The 14,700-nt window shown below is 68.4% G+C and carries 14 protein-coding genes; 5 read left to right on the top strand and 9 right to left on the bottom strand.

Going from position 1 to position 14,700, the window contains the following annotated elements; all coding sequences use genetic code 11:
• The first annotated feature begins 2 nt into the window (after positions 1 to 2).
• The 3 genes from REH65_RS21775 to REH65_RS21765 all read left to right on the top strand — a co-directional run bounded on the left by REH65_RS21775 (position 3) and on the right by REH65_RS21765 (position 2,301).
• A complete protein-coding gene (locus REH65_RS21775) occupies positions 3 to 665 on the top strand; it encodes a DUF742 domain-containing protein (protein ID WP_406688878.1) in 663 nt (220 codons plus the stop codon).
• An 80-nt stretch (positions 666 to 745) separates the two neighbouring features.
• Positions 746 to 1,378, top strand: a complete 633-nt coding sequence (locus REH65_RS21770) for a GTP-binding protein (RefSeq protein ID WP_406688877.1) — start codon at positions 746 to 748, stop codon at positions 1,376 to 1,378.
• Positions 1,379 to 1,551: 173 nt separating this feature from the next.
• Positions 1,552 to 2,301 (top strand): hypothetical protein, encoded by a 750-nt coding sequence (locus REH65_RS21765; protein ID WP_406688876.1) that lies wholly within the window; start codon positions 1,552 to 1,554, stop codon positions 2,299 to 2,301.
• Here the strand turns inward: REH65_RS21765 and REH65_RS21760 are convergent.
• The 5 genes from REH65_RS21760 to REH65_RS21740 form a co-directional block, all read right to left on the bottom strand.
• Positions 2,276 to 3,220, bottom strand: coding sequence for a patatin-like phospholipase family protein (locus REH65_RS21760; RefSeq protein ID WP_406688875.1), 945 nt, complete (start codon positions 3,218 to 3,220; stop codon positions 2,276 to 2,278). The two genes, REH65_RS21765 and REH65_RS21760, sit on opposite strands and share 26 nt — an antisense overlap.
• A 63-nt stretch (positions 3,221 to 3,283) precedes the next feature.
• The gene (gene arfB, locus REH65_RS21755; protein ID WP_281455085.1) at positions 3,284 to 3,718 is read right to left on the bottom strand and encodes an alternative ribosome rescue aminoacyl-tRNA hydrolase ArfB; all 435 of its coding nucleotides are present in this window, start codon (positions 3,716 to 3,718) and stop codon (positions 3,284 to 3,286) included.
• Between the two features lie 104 nt (positions 3,719 to 3,822).
• On the bottom strand, positions 3,823 to 5,190 hold the full coding sequence (locus REH65_RS21750) for a serine hydrolase domain-containing protein (protein ID WP_406688874.1): 1,368 nt from the start codon (positions 5,188 to 5,190) through the stop codon (positions 3,823 to 3,825).
• A gap of 89 nt (positions 5,191 to 5,279) precedes the next feature.
• Positions 5,280 to 6,218, bottom strand: a complete 939-nt coding sequence (locus REH65_RS21745; protein ID WP_406688873.1) for a lysostaphin resistance A-like protein — start codon at positions 6,216 to 6,218, stop codon at positions 5,280 to 5,282.
• A 139-nt stretch (positions 6,219 to 6,357) separates the two neighbouring features.
• On the bottom strand, positions 6,358 to 8,487 hold the full coding sequence (locus tag REH65_RS21740) for a transglycosylase domain-containing protein (RefSeq protein WP_406688872.1): 2,130 nt from the start codon (positions 8,485 to 8,487) through the stop codon (positions 6,358 to 6,360).
• Between the two features lie 289 nt (positions 8,488 to 8,776).
• Here REH65_RS21740 and REH65_RS21735 point away from each other — a divergent pair, with 289 nt between their 5' ends.
• Positions 8,777 to 9,154, top strand: coding sequence for a hypothetical protein (locus REH65_RS21735; protein WP_406688871.1), 378 nt, complete (start codon positions 8,777 to 8,779; stop codon positions 9,152 to 9,154).
• On the opposite strand, the gene REH65_RS21730 is transcribed toward REH65_RS21735, so the two are convergent.
• Both REH65_RS21730 and REH65_RS21725 read right to left on the bottom strand, forming a co-directional pair.
• Complete coding sequence (locus tag REH65_RS21730) at positions 9,147 to 9,566, bottom strand: hypothetical protein (RefSeq protein ID WP_406688870.1); 420 nt, start codon at positions 9,564 to 9,566, stop codon at positions 9,147 to 9,149. The two genes, REH65_RS21735 and REH65_RS21730, sit on opposite strands and share 8 nt — an antisense overlap.
• A gap of 183 nt (positions 9,567 to 9,749) precedes the next feature.
• A complete protein-coding gene (locus REH65_RS21725; protein WP_406688869.1) occupies positions 9,750 to 10,883 on the bottom strand; it encodes an MFS transporter in 1,134 nt (377 codons plus the stop codon).
• 134 nt (positions 10,884 to 11,017) lie between these two features.
• Between REH65_RS21725 and REH65_RS21720 the strand changes: the two genes are divergently transcribed.
• Entirely contained in the window at positions 11,018 to 12,262 is a 1,245-nt protein-coding gene (locus REH65_RS21720) for a M14 family zinc carboxypeptidase (RefSeq protein WP_406688868.1), read from the top strand.
• 145 nt (positions 12,263 to 12,407) lie between these two features.
• Here REH65_RS21720 and REH65_RS21715 read toward each other — a convergent pair whose 3' ends face one another.
• Positions 12,408 to 13,106: a DUF6319 family protein gene (locus tag REH65_RS21715; protein ID WP_406688867.1), complete on the bottom strand. Its 699-nt coding sequence runs from the start codon at positions 13,104 to 13,106 to the stop codon at positions 12,408 to 12,410.
• A gap of 106 nt (positions 13,107 to 13,212) precedes the next feature.
• Positions 13,213 to 14,700 carry a flavin-containing monooxygenase gene (locus REH65_RS21710; protein ID WP_406688866.1) on the bottom strand — a complete coding sequence of 496 codons (1,488 nt, stop codon included), beginning with the start codon at positions 14,698 to 14,700 and terminating at the stop codon, positions 13,213 to 13,215.

Raw genomic sequence — 14,700 nt, 5'->3', positions numbered from 1 at the left:
AAATGAGCGAAGGTCCGGACCCGACCGGGCAACACCGGTGGCGTAACCCCGATGCGCCGGACAACGACGGCGTGGCGGAGGTTTTCAACCGGTTCACCCTGGACAGCGGACGCCGCGGGTGGCGCTGGAAACGTGCGCGGAAGGACCCCGGACCGCAGGGCGCGACCGAGCCGGGCGGTGACGATCGCGGGACGCGGTCGCACGCGCCGCATTCCGGTGCCTCCGCGCCCGAACCGCCGTGGCCGGCCTCCGACGGCCACGGCGAGACCGCCCCGGCACCGGTGCCCGCGTCCAGGCAGCCCTCGGACGCTTCGCCGGACCGTGACGCGATGTCGACCTCCATCCGCCCCTACGCGTGGACCGGAGGCCGCACCAGGTCCAACCACCACCTGGAACTGGAGACGCTGGTCTCGGCCAGCGAGTTCTGCACGCCGGAGCGGTTGCGGCGCACCGAGCACCACTCGATCGCCGAGATCTGCCGGCACCCCAGATCGGTGGCCGAAGTGGGCGCGATGCTCGGAGTTCCGCTCGGCGTGGCCAAGGTGCTGCTCGGTGATATGGCGGACCTGGGGTTGATCACCGTGCACGAAACCGTCAGCGACAGCGCCAGCTCGTCGCACTTCCTGTTGATGGAACGAGTTCTGAGCGGTCTCCGTCGGCTCTGACTCCCCCAGCGCGCCGGACTCCTTGGCGACGCGCCGAACGCAGCAACTCAGCTCTGACTCGATGACTGAAGTGGGCAGACATGAATCCTGATACGCAAGCCCGGCCTGAATCCCCCCGCAGGTCCCCGACCACCACCTCGGCGAAGATCGTCGTCGCCGGTGGTTTCGGCGCAGGAAAGACCACGTTCGTCGGTTCTGTGTCGGAAATCGTGCCGCTGACCACGGAAGCGGTCATGACCGAGGCCAGTCACGGAATCGACGACCTGCACGCCACTCCGAACAAGCAGACCACGACGGTGGCCATGGACTTCGGTCGCCTCTCGCTGGATTCGGACCTGATCCTGTACCTGTTCGGAACCCCCGGCCAGCACCGGTTCTGGTTCATGTGGGACGACCTGGTGCGGGGAGCGATCGGCGCGGTCGTGCTGGTCGACACGCGCCGCCTCGCGGACTGCTTCTCGGCCATCGACTTCTTCGAGGACCGGAAGCTGCCGTACATCGTCGGCCTCAACTGCTTCGACGGCACCCTTCAGCACCGCGTGCAGGAAGTTCGCGAAGCGATGGCGATCCCCGAAGACGTTCCGATCGTCACCTGCGATGCCCGAAACAGGGAGTCCACCAAGCAATCCCTGATCCGGCTGGTCGAGTACGCGATGCAGTGGTGGATGCAGCGGCATCCGGAGGAGCAGGGGAACCTTTCTGCCACGCGCTGACCCCTCCGCTCCCGGTGGGCGTGGGAGCGCTTCATCCCGGTGCTCGGCTGGGCGAAGCGTTCCCACGCCCACTTCGTAGCCGGGCGGTCACCCGTTCAGGAACCGGGTCCCAACACGCGCACGTCGACGCTTGCTTCCACGATTTCGCGCGCTGTGGGCCGATAGTTCTTGGCATGCAGAAATCGATCGCCGCCAAGGCAGCCGCCGCCAACCTGCGTCGCCGCGTCTACCGCGTCGCCGAACTCGCCAAGCTCGGGATCAGCCAGTCCACCGCCTATCGCTGGGCTCGTGCCGACGGCCCGTGGACCCGCCTGGCTCCCGGAATCGTGCTCGTCGCACCAGGTCCCGCGACGGTGCGCGACCGCATCGACGCCGCGTTGCTGCGCGCGGGCCCGGCCGCGATGGTCACGGGGATGCACGCGGCACGGCTGCACGGCTTGAAATCGCCGCCCGAGTCGGCTGACGTCCACATCCTCATCCCGCACGGTCAGAAGATCCAGAGCTATGCGGGGACGCGCTTCGAACGGACCACCCGCCTGCCGAAACCTGTTTTCGTCGACGGGATTCCGGTCGCCCCGCCGGTGCGCGCAGTGATGGACGGCGCCCGCACGTTCCTGTCCGCGGCCTTGACCAAGCAGCTCCTCTTCGAAGCGGTTCAGCACGAGAACCTCTGCGATTTCGAGGAACTGGTGACCGAGATGAATCGCGGCAGTCGCCGTGGCACGGCCTTGCCGCGCGCGACGCTGCGCGCCTACCGCCTAGACCTCGCTCCACCGTGCGATCTGCTGCGCGTCGCGCCGCTCGCCGGTTCCGGGAAACCGCCGCCGTCCGCGCGGGCAGCCCGTTCACGTCGCCATCCGCTGGCGGTGGCGGGGCGCCTGATCAGTCGCGCGTTCCTCAGGACACAGGCGCTGAATCCCTGATCGCGAGGCGATCGTCGACCGGTTTCCCGGCGATGTCCACGGCACGTCCCGGCGGGACCGGTGTCGCCGAAGGCAGCCAGTTGCCTGCGCTGCGCCACGCCGTGTCGATCAGCGCGCCGGAGTGCGCGAACGAGTAGGGCGAGAGCCCCACGACGGAAGGAGCGGGCACCACGTACAACTCGCAGCGGGAGGCGTTGAGCTGCATGTCGAGGCGTGCTGCGGAGACCATCGCCGCACCCAGGGCGGCGCCGTTGACTCCGCCGACCGAGCGCGGCGGTGTTTTCGGCGGCGGCCAGGTCGCGATGGAGCCGACCCCGCGGCGCCGGTCCGCGTTGCGCTCGAACGGCTCGGTCCCGCCGCAGGGCAGCACGAACACGCGCTGAGCTCCCTGCTCGACGGCGCGGCTGATCGGCATGAAGGCCGCGGGGCCTCCGTCGACCAGCCAGCGCTCACCGACCTTCACGGGTGGGAACATCCCGGGGATCGAGCAGGACGCCACCAGCGGTGGCAGAGCGGGCCCGTCTTCGAAGTAGACGGCTTCGCCGCTGACGAGGTCGGTCGCGGTGACGGTCAGCGGGATCTCCGCCTGGTCGAGCCTGCGGAACGGAAGGGTCTCGTGCAGCCATCGGGCGAGACCGTGGTTGCCCATGACGTGGTTGGACAGGCCGAGCTTGCCCGCGAGGATCCTCATCGGCTGGATCGGGAACACGTCGGCGCGCCGCATCGACTTCCACAGCTCGCGCAGCTTCTCGACACCGCGCACGGTGGGGTCACCGGCGATCCACGCCGCGTTGAGCGAGCCCGCGGAGGTTCCCACGACGATGTCGGGGGTGACGCCGTGCTCGATCAGTGCCGTTGCCAGACCGGCCTGGATGGCTCCGAAGGTGGAGCCGCCGGGCAGGACCCATGCTGTGCGCATCAGCTCGTTCCCTCCTGCATTCACCTTGTGCGCAAGAGTAGCGAGGAACGCGGTATTCGCAGCTCAGGCGTCGCCGGGATCACCGCGCCTGCGGTGGCGCTTGATCTCCGAGCGCCGCTTCTTGCCAGCCAGGCGCCGCCGCTGCGATCCCTTGGTCGGCTTGGTGGGGCGACGCTGGGCCGCGGGCGGTGCGACGGCGGCGGCCAGCACGGCGGCGAGGCGTTCGCGCGCGGCTTGGCGATTCGCCAGCTGCGCTCGGCTCTCGGACGCGGTGATCGTGATGACCCCGTCGACGAGCCGCTTGCCGAGCCGCTCGAGCGCCCGGGCGCGCAGCTTCTCCGGCACGGACGCCGCCCGCGCGAGGTCGAAGGACAGTTCCACGCGTGAGTCGGTGGTGTTGACGCCTTGCCCGCCAGGTCCGGACGACCTGGAGAAGCGCTCGGAGAGCTCCGCGGGCGGGATGCTCCAGGCACGGGTGACGGGCAGGTCTTCGGGCATACCGCCAGCATGCCGCAGTCCATCGGCGGGCACGGCGGCACCTGCCGAGCGGCTTGGGATCCTTCCTGCCACCTGTGCGGCAGGAAGGTTCCCAAGCAGGCGATTCAGCTCCCGGCGGGCCTCCACCCGGCGACCCCGCCTGGCACCGGGGCGTTGGCGGCGTAGGGGGTGCGGGTGAGGATGAACGTGTTGAGGTTGAGGTGGTTGGGTTTGCCGTCGGCGTCGCGGCCGATGCGCAGGATCTCGCCCGCGTAGTAGCCGTCGAGACCGGTCCAGGTGCCATCGCCGTTGGGGCGGAAGCGCGACGCCCTCCCCTTGCGTCCGTGCCCGAGCCTGAGGTCCAGAAGACCGTTGCTCAGGACCCGCAGCACGTGCGGGGACGGGCCCCAGTACCACTCACCGGTCAGTTCGAGCAGTCCCATGTCGACGTCCGGGCGGGGGATCCAGGGCTCCGGGATGCGCGGTTCGTGCTCGGCGAGAGCGTCGAGCAGGTCCGTGCCGAGGGCTCCGGTGACGCCGGCCGTGGTGTTGGCCATGAAGATCACTGCCTCGTTCTCGGCCGGGTCGGTCCAGACGCTGGCCAGGAAACCCGGCATGGAGCCGCTGTGGCCTGCGAGCCTGCGACCGTTGTGCCGGATCAGCTGGAGGCCCAGGCCGTAGCCGGAGCGCCATTCGGGTCCGTCGTCGACGGACCCGGGCACGCGCATCTCCGCCACGGTGTCCGGGTGCAGAACCTCCCCGGTGTCGCCCAGGACGAACCGGGCCCACCTGGCCATGTCGTCGAACGTCGACCACAACTGCCCGGCCGGTGCCATCGCACCGGCGTCCTCGGCCGGTTCCGGCAGCACGACATCCGCCCACGGGTGCACGGCCAGTCCTTCGGCGTGCGGTGCGACGGGGCTCAGGGTGGTCCGACGCATCCCCAGCGGCTGCAGGATTTCGCGTTCCATCACCTCGTGCCACGGGGCTCCGCGGAGGCGGGCGACCAGTTCGCCCAGGATGCCGAACCCGACGTTCGAGTAGTGGAACTGGTGGCGCGGTGTCGGGCGGATCGCGCTGTCGTCGATGGTGGCGAGCAGCTCGTCGGCGCTTCCTCCCGGGGTGCGTTCCCACCACTGCCCGGCGGGTTCCGCGGTCAGGCCGCTGCACTGGCTGAGGATCTCGCCGATGCTGCGGTTGCCGAGCGCCGTTCCAGGGAGGTGCTCGTCGAGCTTGTCGGTGAGGTCGAGGCGCCCTTCATCGCGCAGCCGCATCACCAGGACGCCCACGAACGTCTTCGTGATCGAACCGACCCGGTATTGGGTGTCGGTGGAGGCGGGTGCCCCGTTGACCTGGCCGCGGGAGTCAACCCAGATGGTCTCGCCATCGCGCAGCAGGCCGGCGATGAGGGAAGGAACCCGGTTTTCACTCTGCTCCACGGCCAGGCGTCGCAGCAGCACGCGCTGGGTGGAGGGCAGCAGACTCGTCACCATGCCTCAATGCTGTCACGCCAAAGGTCGTGCGCACGCGCATCGTCTCCGAGCGTCCGGTCGGAGTGGCAGGAAGATTCCCGTGCTTCGGCTCAGGCCTTGCGGCTGCGCCGTTCGACTCCCTTGCTGATCCCCTGCTTCACCACCGGGAACTTCACGGGCAGCTTTCCGATCATGATCAGGACGAGGATGAGCAGTGCCAGCACGATCCAGCCGGTCCACCCCAGCAAGCCGACACCGGCGTTGTCGACCGGATGTCCGGCCTGGCTGAAGACCAGTGCCATGGTGCCCGCGGAGTTGAGGAATCCGTGCGCGATCGCCGCCGGCCAGACGCTGCCCGACGCCAGCCGCAGCCAACTCAGCAACGTCCCCACCAGCACGCAGAAGCAGCCCATCATCAAGAACGCGACCACGACGGGCACGGTCGGGTAGTTGTAGCCGAGGAGCAGGATCGGGGCGTGCCACAGGCCCCACAGGACACCGGTGGTCAAGAACGCGCCGGCCTGACCGAGCGGGAGCAGCTGCTTGACCAGGTAGCCGCGCCAGCCGAGTTCCTCACCGAGCGCGGGAAGCGCGTGAACCCACCCGAGCAGGAAGATCCAGCCGAGCTGGGTCACGGCGAGCCCGGTCGGTGAGACCTGGTTCTGCTCACCGACGACGGTGGTGCCGGTCTGTTCGGCGAGTCCGGAGAACCCGGTCCAGTCCGCTTCGTAGACGCCGAGCAGGTATCCGACCACCAGGGCGAGCAGCATCGCGACCAGTGGCCCGGCGCAGCCCAGGAGTGCGTAGTGCCACCACTTCTTGATTCCGCCGGGGTTGGTCAGTCCCAGTGATCGCAGTGGGGTCGGGCTCGGGCTGATCCACCGGCTGACTACCAACCCGGCCACCGCGGGCATGAACATCATGAGCGTGAGGGCGACCGGCGCCCACTTCCACGACAGCCCCTCGCCGGTCAGCCAGAGCGGAAGGCTCAGCAGCCAGGCCGGTGCGTAGGCGAGGACGACGAACCAGACGGTGCCGCGAACATCCACTCGATCACGTTCGGAAACCACGCTGGCATTTTGCCAACGTTTTCTGAGTTGTCGCTGAGCACGCCCTGGGATGAGAGAAAGGGGGCCTTCCTGTCATCCGACATGACAGGAAGGCCCCCTCGTGGTCACGACCGCTCGCTCACGGAGTTGGTGCTCCGGGCGGCGGGGCTTGCGCGGGCGGTGCCGCCGGTGTGCCCGGGAGGGGCACGGTCGGCAGACCGTTGTGGATCTTCGTCATCGCGTCGAACCAGGTGCGCGCGGGCACCTTGCCGCCGTAGATGTTGCCGTCACCGCACAGGTACGGCGGTGCGTCGCCGCCACCGTCGCAGATGCCCTGGGGCCGCTTGCCGTCGGAGTAGGTCAGCACCGCGCCCGCCATCTGCGGGGTGGCGGCCAGGAACGCGGCGGACTTGTGCTCCTGGGTGGTGCCGGTCTTGCCGATCATCGGACGCGCCCACTGAACGGCCTGCGCCGCTGCGCGGGAGGTTCCCTCGGTGTCGTCCTTGCTGAGCCCTTGCGCCAGCCCGGTGGCCACCGCCGGCGACACCGCCTGCTCGCAGCCGGGCTCGTTGAGCGGGACCGGGTTGCCGTAGCGGTCCTTGACCTCCTCGATCGGCGTCGGTGGGCAGTAGACGCCATCGCTCATGATCGTGGCGGCGACGTTGGACAGCTCCAGCACGCTGGTCGGGGTGAAGCCGAGGGTGAAGGACCCGTTGTTGCGGTTCTTGATGGAGTCGCCCAGCGACGGCCCGTTCGACCCGTCGTCTTTGAGCGTGGATCCCAGCGCGTTGACGCCGTTGATGCTCTTGCGCATGCCGAGCTTGGCGGCCATGTCGACGGCGTTGTTCAGCCCGACGCGTTCCAGCAGCGCCACGAATCCGGTGTTCGGGGATGTTGCCAGCGCCATCTGCAGGGTGCGCGGTCCGGGCCGGACGCCTTCGGCGTTGTGCACGGTGTAGGGCGCCAGACCGTTCTTGTAGACGCGCGAGGTGTAGCTGGCGGGCACGTCGATCGTGTCGTAGATGTCCATGCCGCGTTCGAGCGCGGCCCCGGCGGTGAAGATCTTGTAGATCGACCCGGCACCGAAGGGCTGCACTCGGCTGACGATGTCGTATGCCGTCTGCCCCTTGCTGGGGTCGTTGCCGAAGTCGCGGTTGGCGACCAGTGCTCGGACCTTGTGCTTGTCCTTACCGGGTTCGACGACCGACATCGCGTTGGCGATGCCCTCGGTCTGGGTCGGGACCTGCTTCTGGGCGGCCTGCTTGGCCGCGTCGGAGGCGGTGCGGTCGAGCGTGGTGCGCACCGTGTACCCGCCGACCTTCAGCTGGTCGGTGTCGATCCCGTAGCGCTCGAGGTAGTCGCGGACGTAGGTGCAGAAGAAGCCGTCGGTGGTGCCGTCACCGATGCCGACGCAGCCGTTCGGCGGGCGCCCCAGCGGGGAGAGCACGCCCAGGGGCTCCTGCTTGGCGATCTCGGCGTCTTCCTTGGTGATGCGGATGTCGTTGTTGTTGTCCGCCATCAGGTCGATGACGAGGTTGCGCCGGGCGAGCGCGTCCTGCGGGTTGCTGTTGGGGTTCAGCGATCCGGGCTGGTTGACGACCGCGGCCAGCAGCGCGGACTGGGCGATCGTCAGCTTGTCCGGGGTGGTGCCGAAGTAGGTTTGGGCGGCCGCCCCGACGCCGAAGGTCTGGTTGCCGAAGGGAACCACGTTGAGATACCCGGTGAGGATCTCTTCCTTGGACATCGTGCGTTCGAGCTCGACGGCGATCTTGGCTTCGCGGAGCTTGCGCGCGATCGTCGTTTCCTTGGCCTGCTCGGCCTCGAGTTCGTTGGTGGCCGTGACGTGCACCAGGTAGTTCTTCACGTACTGCTGGGTGATCGTCGACGCGCCCTGGGCGGTTTCACCGCTGCCGATGTTGGTGGCCAGGGCCCGGATGGTGCCGTGCCAGTCGACGCCGCCGTGGTGCCAGTAGCGCTTGTCCTCGACCGCGGTGATGGCGGCCTTCATCGTGTCGGCGATCTGGTCCGGGCGGGTTTCGACCCGATAGTCCTTGAAGAAGTAGGCGATGGGCTTGCCGTTGCGATCGGTGACCGTGGACACCTGGGGCATTTCCTGCTTTGCCAGCGAACTCGACATTTTCGACATGGCATGGGTGGTCTGGTTGACCATCGCCCCAGCCCCGGTCGCCACCGGCAGCAGTAATGCCGCCACGAGTACGCCGGCAAGGACGCACAGTCCGAACATCTTCAACAGCACGCCGCTGCGCACGCCAGCCCCTATCACCAAAGTGTCCGCAAGATCCGGCCACCGACCGCGGGACGCGGCGCACATCCGCACTCCCGCTCACCGATCCCAGCGGTCGGAAAGAACCACCGGCTTCCGCTGCGCGGAAGCAATCGGCATCGTTTCGCTTTGCCGTCAACCAGTTCGTTGATATCACACCCGGCCGCGTGGCCAGCGTGCTGCCGAACAACTGAATTCGACTTGAAATCGACACGGAGCAGGGCCAGATCACTACACTTCGTGACAGATTGGTTCCCTTGCTCGCGGAGGAAAGATGACCGACCCGTTCCTGGATTCGTTGGCCACCGCACTCGGCGGGCAGACCGCAACCGCGCTGGGTGCCGCGGGGACGATGGCCTTGGCCAAGGTCCGCGATCTGCTGCGCCGCAGGTCGCAGCAGGATCCCGACACCCAGGCGGCCCTGGAGGCGGTCGAGCGCGACGACGCGGGTCCGGCTCAGATCACCGCGCTGTCCGAGCGCTTGGACGAGGTGTGCGCCGAGGACGTGGAGTTCGCCGAGCAGCTGCGCCGCGAAGGAGCTGCCGTGCACAACGAGATCACGGCGTCGGACAACGTGGTCAACATCAACAAGGGTCAGGTCACGAACCTCGTGCAGACCCGCGAGATCAACGGCGGGATCACCTTCAACTAGGGGACTGATCCGATTCGTTGAGCCCGGCGAGATACCGGTTGTACTCGGCCAGTTCCGGATCTTCGTCGGCGTCGACCGGGGGCGCCGGCGGCGGCACGAGCGGCCGCGTCCGGCGTTGTTCCGCTGTCTCGGGTGCTGTCGTCCGCTGTTCTTCCGGAGTTTCGGGTTCGCTGCCGGTTTCGTCCTCGCCGCGCTGCTGAGCGAAGTCCATGCGGACGAGCTTGATCCAGAGGAAGATCGTGAACGCGCCGAACAGCGGCCACTGCAGCGCATAGCCGAGGTTCTGGAAGCTCCCGCCCGCCTCGTGCGCGCGGTCCCACTGCCACACGGCGAGGAAGCCGGTGGCGATCGTGGCCACGATGAACAGCACATGCAGAAGCAGCCAACGTGGGGTCAACAGGCTGCGCAACACGCTTCCGATTCTAGGTGCTCCCCGTCCCCGGCGGCTGCCCGGCATCTGCGGCGCCGACCACCGGCCACTGTCGGTGACTTCACCGCCCTCACGCCCACGGGCGCGGTGTGGCCGACCCCACAGGACGGATGTGCCCGTGATCGGATGGTGCCCGCGCGGTCGTGACATGAAGGTTCCCGTGCTTCACGCCCACCGACGCACCGCGAGGGCCCGGCAGAGCACCAGCAGAGCGCCGGTGATCGCGAAGGTCGCCGGATATCCGGTTGCGGCGATGAGCACGCCGAATCCGATGGCCCCGAGTCCGTGGCCGCCGTCGTAGGCGATGTTCCACGCGGTGCTGGCGGTCGCCGAGTCGACGCGTTCCAGCATGAGGATGAGGGTGGTGTTCTGCACCGCGCCGAAACCGGCACCGAACAGCGCCGCGCCGGCCAGGGCGACCGGATCCGCGGTCCACGCGGCCACCGCCAGGAGCAGCACGCCGATGCCGCCGAGCAGGACCGCGGGCCGGAGGACACCTCGCTGGCCGAGCCGGTCCCCCACGTACCCCGCGAGCCACCGGCCGAGCATGGTCGCGGCGGCGAAGACGAGCAGGCCGGCGGGCGCGACCGAGGCGTCGACGGCCATCGGGAGGAAGGCGGTCAGGCCGCCTGCCGCCGCGGTGTTGACGACCATGATCGTCCAGGACGGCAGCAAGGCGACCGGACGCGCGGGCGCGGTCCGCTTCGCCTCGCCGAGGTGCACGCGCGCGATCCCCAGGGCGGTTAGCGCGGCCACGAGGGGAACCGCACCGGCGGCCCAGAACAGGGGCTCGAATCCGATCCGCTCACCGAGCCACACCCCCGCCGGTAGCAGTGCGACGTTGGGGAGTCCGATCGCCAGGCCGTAGTAGGCGGCGGCTCTGCCGCGCTGGGCGATCGGCACGAGTTCCGCGGTCAACGCTGAGCCGGTGACGGTCAGGACGCCGAAGCCGATCCCGCGCAGCGCTGACACCCCGAGCAGGGTCGCGATGTCGCTGGACAGCGCGAACAGCGGTGTGGGCGCCCCGATCAAGGCGGTGCCGAGGGCGAACAGCCCGCGGCAGTCGACGCGGCGCAGCAGCCACGGCATCACCAGTTGAGTGAGCACCGTGATCAGCATGAACACCGCGTTCGTCGCACCGGCCGCGACCTCTCCCGCGCCTCCGGAGACCGCCCACAGCGGCACGACCGGCAGCAGCAGCGCATACCCGGAGAATCCCCCGACCGTCGCGATCAGCAGGAATCGGAAGGATCGCTGTCGCAGCGGTGTCGGGGTGCCGGTGGAGACGGGTGTGCGCACCTGCTCTTGATAGGCCGCTCGAACGGCCCGTGTCCATTCGGGCAGCACCCGAGTTGTCACCTCTTGGCCGATTGTGCGTTTCGGGTCGAGCGATTTGTCTGGAGCGCGTTTCGGCTACGGCAAGGAGTTCGGCAATGCACCGTTTACGAGCACTGGCGCTGGTCGGCGTCGTGGTGGGCGCTGCGTTCGTTCCCTCGACAGCGTCGGCACCGCGCACCGCTGCGGCCCCACCACCGTGCAGCGAGGAGCCGCGGGAGAACCCGATCAGCGAGTTCACCAGCTACGACGAGATGCTGGTGGAACTCGACCGCATCGAACGGGTCAGCGAAGGCCGGGTGGCGCTCGCAGAAGCGGGCACCTCCAACCAGGGGCGCGGCATGATGCTGGCCCGGGTCGGATCTGGCCCGAAGGTCGTGTTCATCACCGCCGAGATCCACGGCAACGAGAAGACCGGGCCCGACGCCCTGCTGGACGTGGTCGACTACCTGGGAACGTCGGATTCCACTGCGGCTCAGCGGATTCGCGACCAGCTGACCGTGGTGGCGATGCCGAAGATCAACCCGGACGCGGCGTCCCTGGACCGGCGCGGGAACGACATGACCTGGGAGGAGGCGCAGGCGCGGTTCCCCCAGCTGGCCGCGTCGCCTCCGCCCTGGAACTACATCACCGACCAGCGGCAGGGTGACGACTACTCGCAGCGGCCGGGTTTCGACGTCAACCGCGACTACCACCCGGACCTGAACTACCAGCCGCAGCCGCAGGACTTCCCGGGCAGCAGCGACAGCCCGGGTTGGTTCCTCAGCCCGGAGACGCAGACGGTCCGGGACGTCTACAAGCGGCTGCGAGCGGAGTTCGGCGCGGTCGACACCTACGTCGACCTTCATCACCAGGGCGCCTGCTACACGGTGCCGGGAACCGATGACTTCGTGACGATGAGCTTGTCGGGCAAGTTCGTCGCGGACCCGCGCACGCCCGAGGGGTCCGAGTTCGCGGAGTTCGCCGACACGTTCCGGCCGGAGTACTCCCGTCAGCTCAACGTGGCCGCTTACAACGCGCTGCAGGACGCGGCCGAGCGCAACCCGGACTACGGGCACATCACGCTGTACCCGCAGGACATCAACCTGCCGGGCACCGGACTCGGGGCTTTCCAGCTCAACGGCAGCGGTGCCGTGCTGTTCGAGGTCCGGGGGCAGACCCAGACCTTGGGCGAGCAGCACCGGGAAACCCTCACCCGCACCGTCCACATCGGTTTGGACGGGATCCTCTCCTCCATCGCGAGCGGCGAGGTGACCCGGCTCGACCCGGCCGCCTACGACCAGATCCCGCCGACCGACCGGGGTGAGCGGACGCTGGGCGGACAGACGGACATCGAGGGCTGATCCGGCCCACCGCCTCGGTCCCGGACGGGATGGCACGCGGGATGTGACAGGAAGGTTCCCGTGCTCACCACCTGCGCGCGTCGGGCCGGTGCGGGGCGAGGATGCGAGGGCGTTGTCGTCCCGTCGAGGACGGGACGACAACTGCTCACTCGTCGAGTTCTTCGAGTGCCGCTTGGGCCGCTTCGAGTTCGGCCCGGAGTTGTTCGACTCGGGCCCGGTGCTGTTCTCGGGCGGCTTCGATCACCGGCTCGACTGCCGCGGCGACGTCGTCGTGCAGGAGCTTGGCCGCCTGCGCGACGGCGTTGGCCGGGACCGGGGTCGGTTTGACCAGCTTGCGCTTGGTGTTGACGACCTCGACGCTCCACTGCCCGTCCTCATCGGCGGTGAGCGTGACCACGGCGCCACCGATCTGGGGCTTGGCCTGTCGCGGCTTGCGGCGTGCCGCAGCGGTGTCACCGGATTTCGCAGCGGCCTGCGGTGTCGACGTGGCCGCAGGAGTTGCCGATTTCGCAGCGGGTTTCTCGGCCCGTTTCGCCGCAGCGGGCTGGGCGGGTTTGCTCGCCGGGGTCTTCGTCGGAGCCTTGGCCGGTTCTTGCGGAGCCTGCTTCTTGCGCGGTGGTTTGACCTGGGTGACCTCGGCGGTCGAGAAGGACAGGACGTCCTTCGAGCCGGCCGGGCGGACCTGGATGAAGTCCCCTTCGGCCGGTTCGCCGAGCGCGATCACCTTGCCGGAGCGCCCTTCTTGGACGCCGACGGCAGAGCTGGTGAACCACACCGTCGGTGTGGTTCCCGCGCTGAGTTCGTCGCGGATTGCGCGCAGTTCATCGGACGACAGCGGTGACATCGCCGCCCCTAGCTAGGGTGCGCTCCGAACGGAGCTGCTCGACAGTGACCGGATCACTATATCGAACGCTCGTGCGAAGGTTCAACGGGGCGGCGAGTCGATCACCTCAGCGCGCGGCGACCTCGTAGTCGGAGTAGTCCACCTTCCTGGTGCGCATCCAGTACTTCCAGGTGAAGCCCGGCCACAACGTGCGGTTCACGCCGTTCTCGTCGAGGTACCAGCTGCGGCAGCCGCCGACCGACCAGACCTCCCCGCCGAGCTCGTCCTGGAGCTCGCGGTTGAAGGCGTCCTGCACCGGCCGGCGCACGTCGACCTGCCCGATCTCGCCCCGGTGGATGCGGCGGATGCAGTCGATCACGTAGTTCAGCTGGGACTCGATCATGAACACGACCGAGTTGTGCCCGAGGCCGGTGTTCGGCCCGAGCAGGAAGAACAGGTTGGGGAACCCGGAAACGGTGATGCCGAGGTAGGTTTCGGACCCCTCGCGCCAGGTGTCCTGGAGCTTGCGCCCTTCGCGGCCGACGATGGCGAGGTGGTCGTAGGCGTCGGTGACGTGGAAGCCGGTGCCGTAGATGATGGCGTCGACCTCGTGCTCCTGGCCGTCGCCGGTGACCACCGAGTTCTTCCGGACCTCGGCGACGCCGCTGGTGTCGACGTCGACGTTGGGTCGGTTGAGCGCCGGGTAGTAGTCGCTGGACAGCAGGATGCGCTTGCAGCCCATCGAGTAGTCCGGCGTGACCGCCTCGCGCAGCTTCGGGTCGGAGATGGTCTTGCTGATGTAGCGCTTGGACAACCACTCGGCGGCCTTGCCCAGCCGCTTGTTGAACACCGCGAAGTAGCGGGCTTCGAGGATCCAGTACACGGCGGCGCGGGCCGCGCGCTGCGTGAGCGGCACGGTGCGGAACAGCTTCTTCACGGACTCGGGGATCGCGCGGTCGGGCTTGGGCTGGATCCACGGGGGCGTGCGCTGGAACAGGTGCAGCTTCTCGGCCTGCTCGGCCACCTTCGGCACGAACTGGATGGCGCTGGCCCCGGTTCCCACGACCGCGACGCGCTTGCCCTTCAAGTCGTAGTCGTGGTTCCACTGCGCCGAGTGGAAGATCTCGCCCTCGAAGTCCTGCACGCCCGGCAGGTCGGGGTAGCTGGGGATGTGCAGAGCGCCGACGCCGGAGACCAGGGCGCGACCGACGTACTCGGTCCCGTCGCCGGTGGTGACCAGCCAGGTCTTGCTCCGCTCGTCGTACTCGGCACCGGTGAACTCCACGCCGTGGTGCACGTGGTCGCGGACCTGGTACTTGTCCGCGCAGCGACTGAGGTAGTCGTTGATCTCGCCCTGCTCGGCGAACAGCCGCGACCAGTTCGGGTTCTGCTCGAACGAGAACGAGTACATCAGCGAGGGGACGTCGCAGGCGCAGCCCGGGTAGGTGTTGTCGCGCCAGGTCCCGCCGAGGTCGTCGGACTTCTCCAGCACGATGAAGTCATCGATCCCGGCCTGCTTGAGCTTGATAGCCATGCCGAGACCGGAGAACCCGGTTCCGACGATGACCACCGAAGTTTCGTATCGACGCTGGCCAGGCGATTGCCTCTGCACCAT

Source organism: Saccharopolyspora sp. ID03-671, assembly GCF_045278815.1.
GTDB lineage: Bacteria > Actinomycetota > Actinomycetes > Mycobacteriales > Pseudonocardiaceae > Saccharopolyspora > Saccharopolyspora ipomoeae.
The sequence above is the reverse complement of the archived record's forward strand: the minus strand, read 5'-3'. Positions and strand labels throughout refer to the sequence as shown.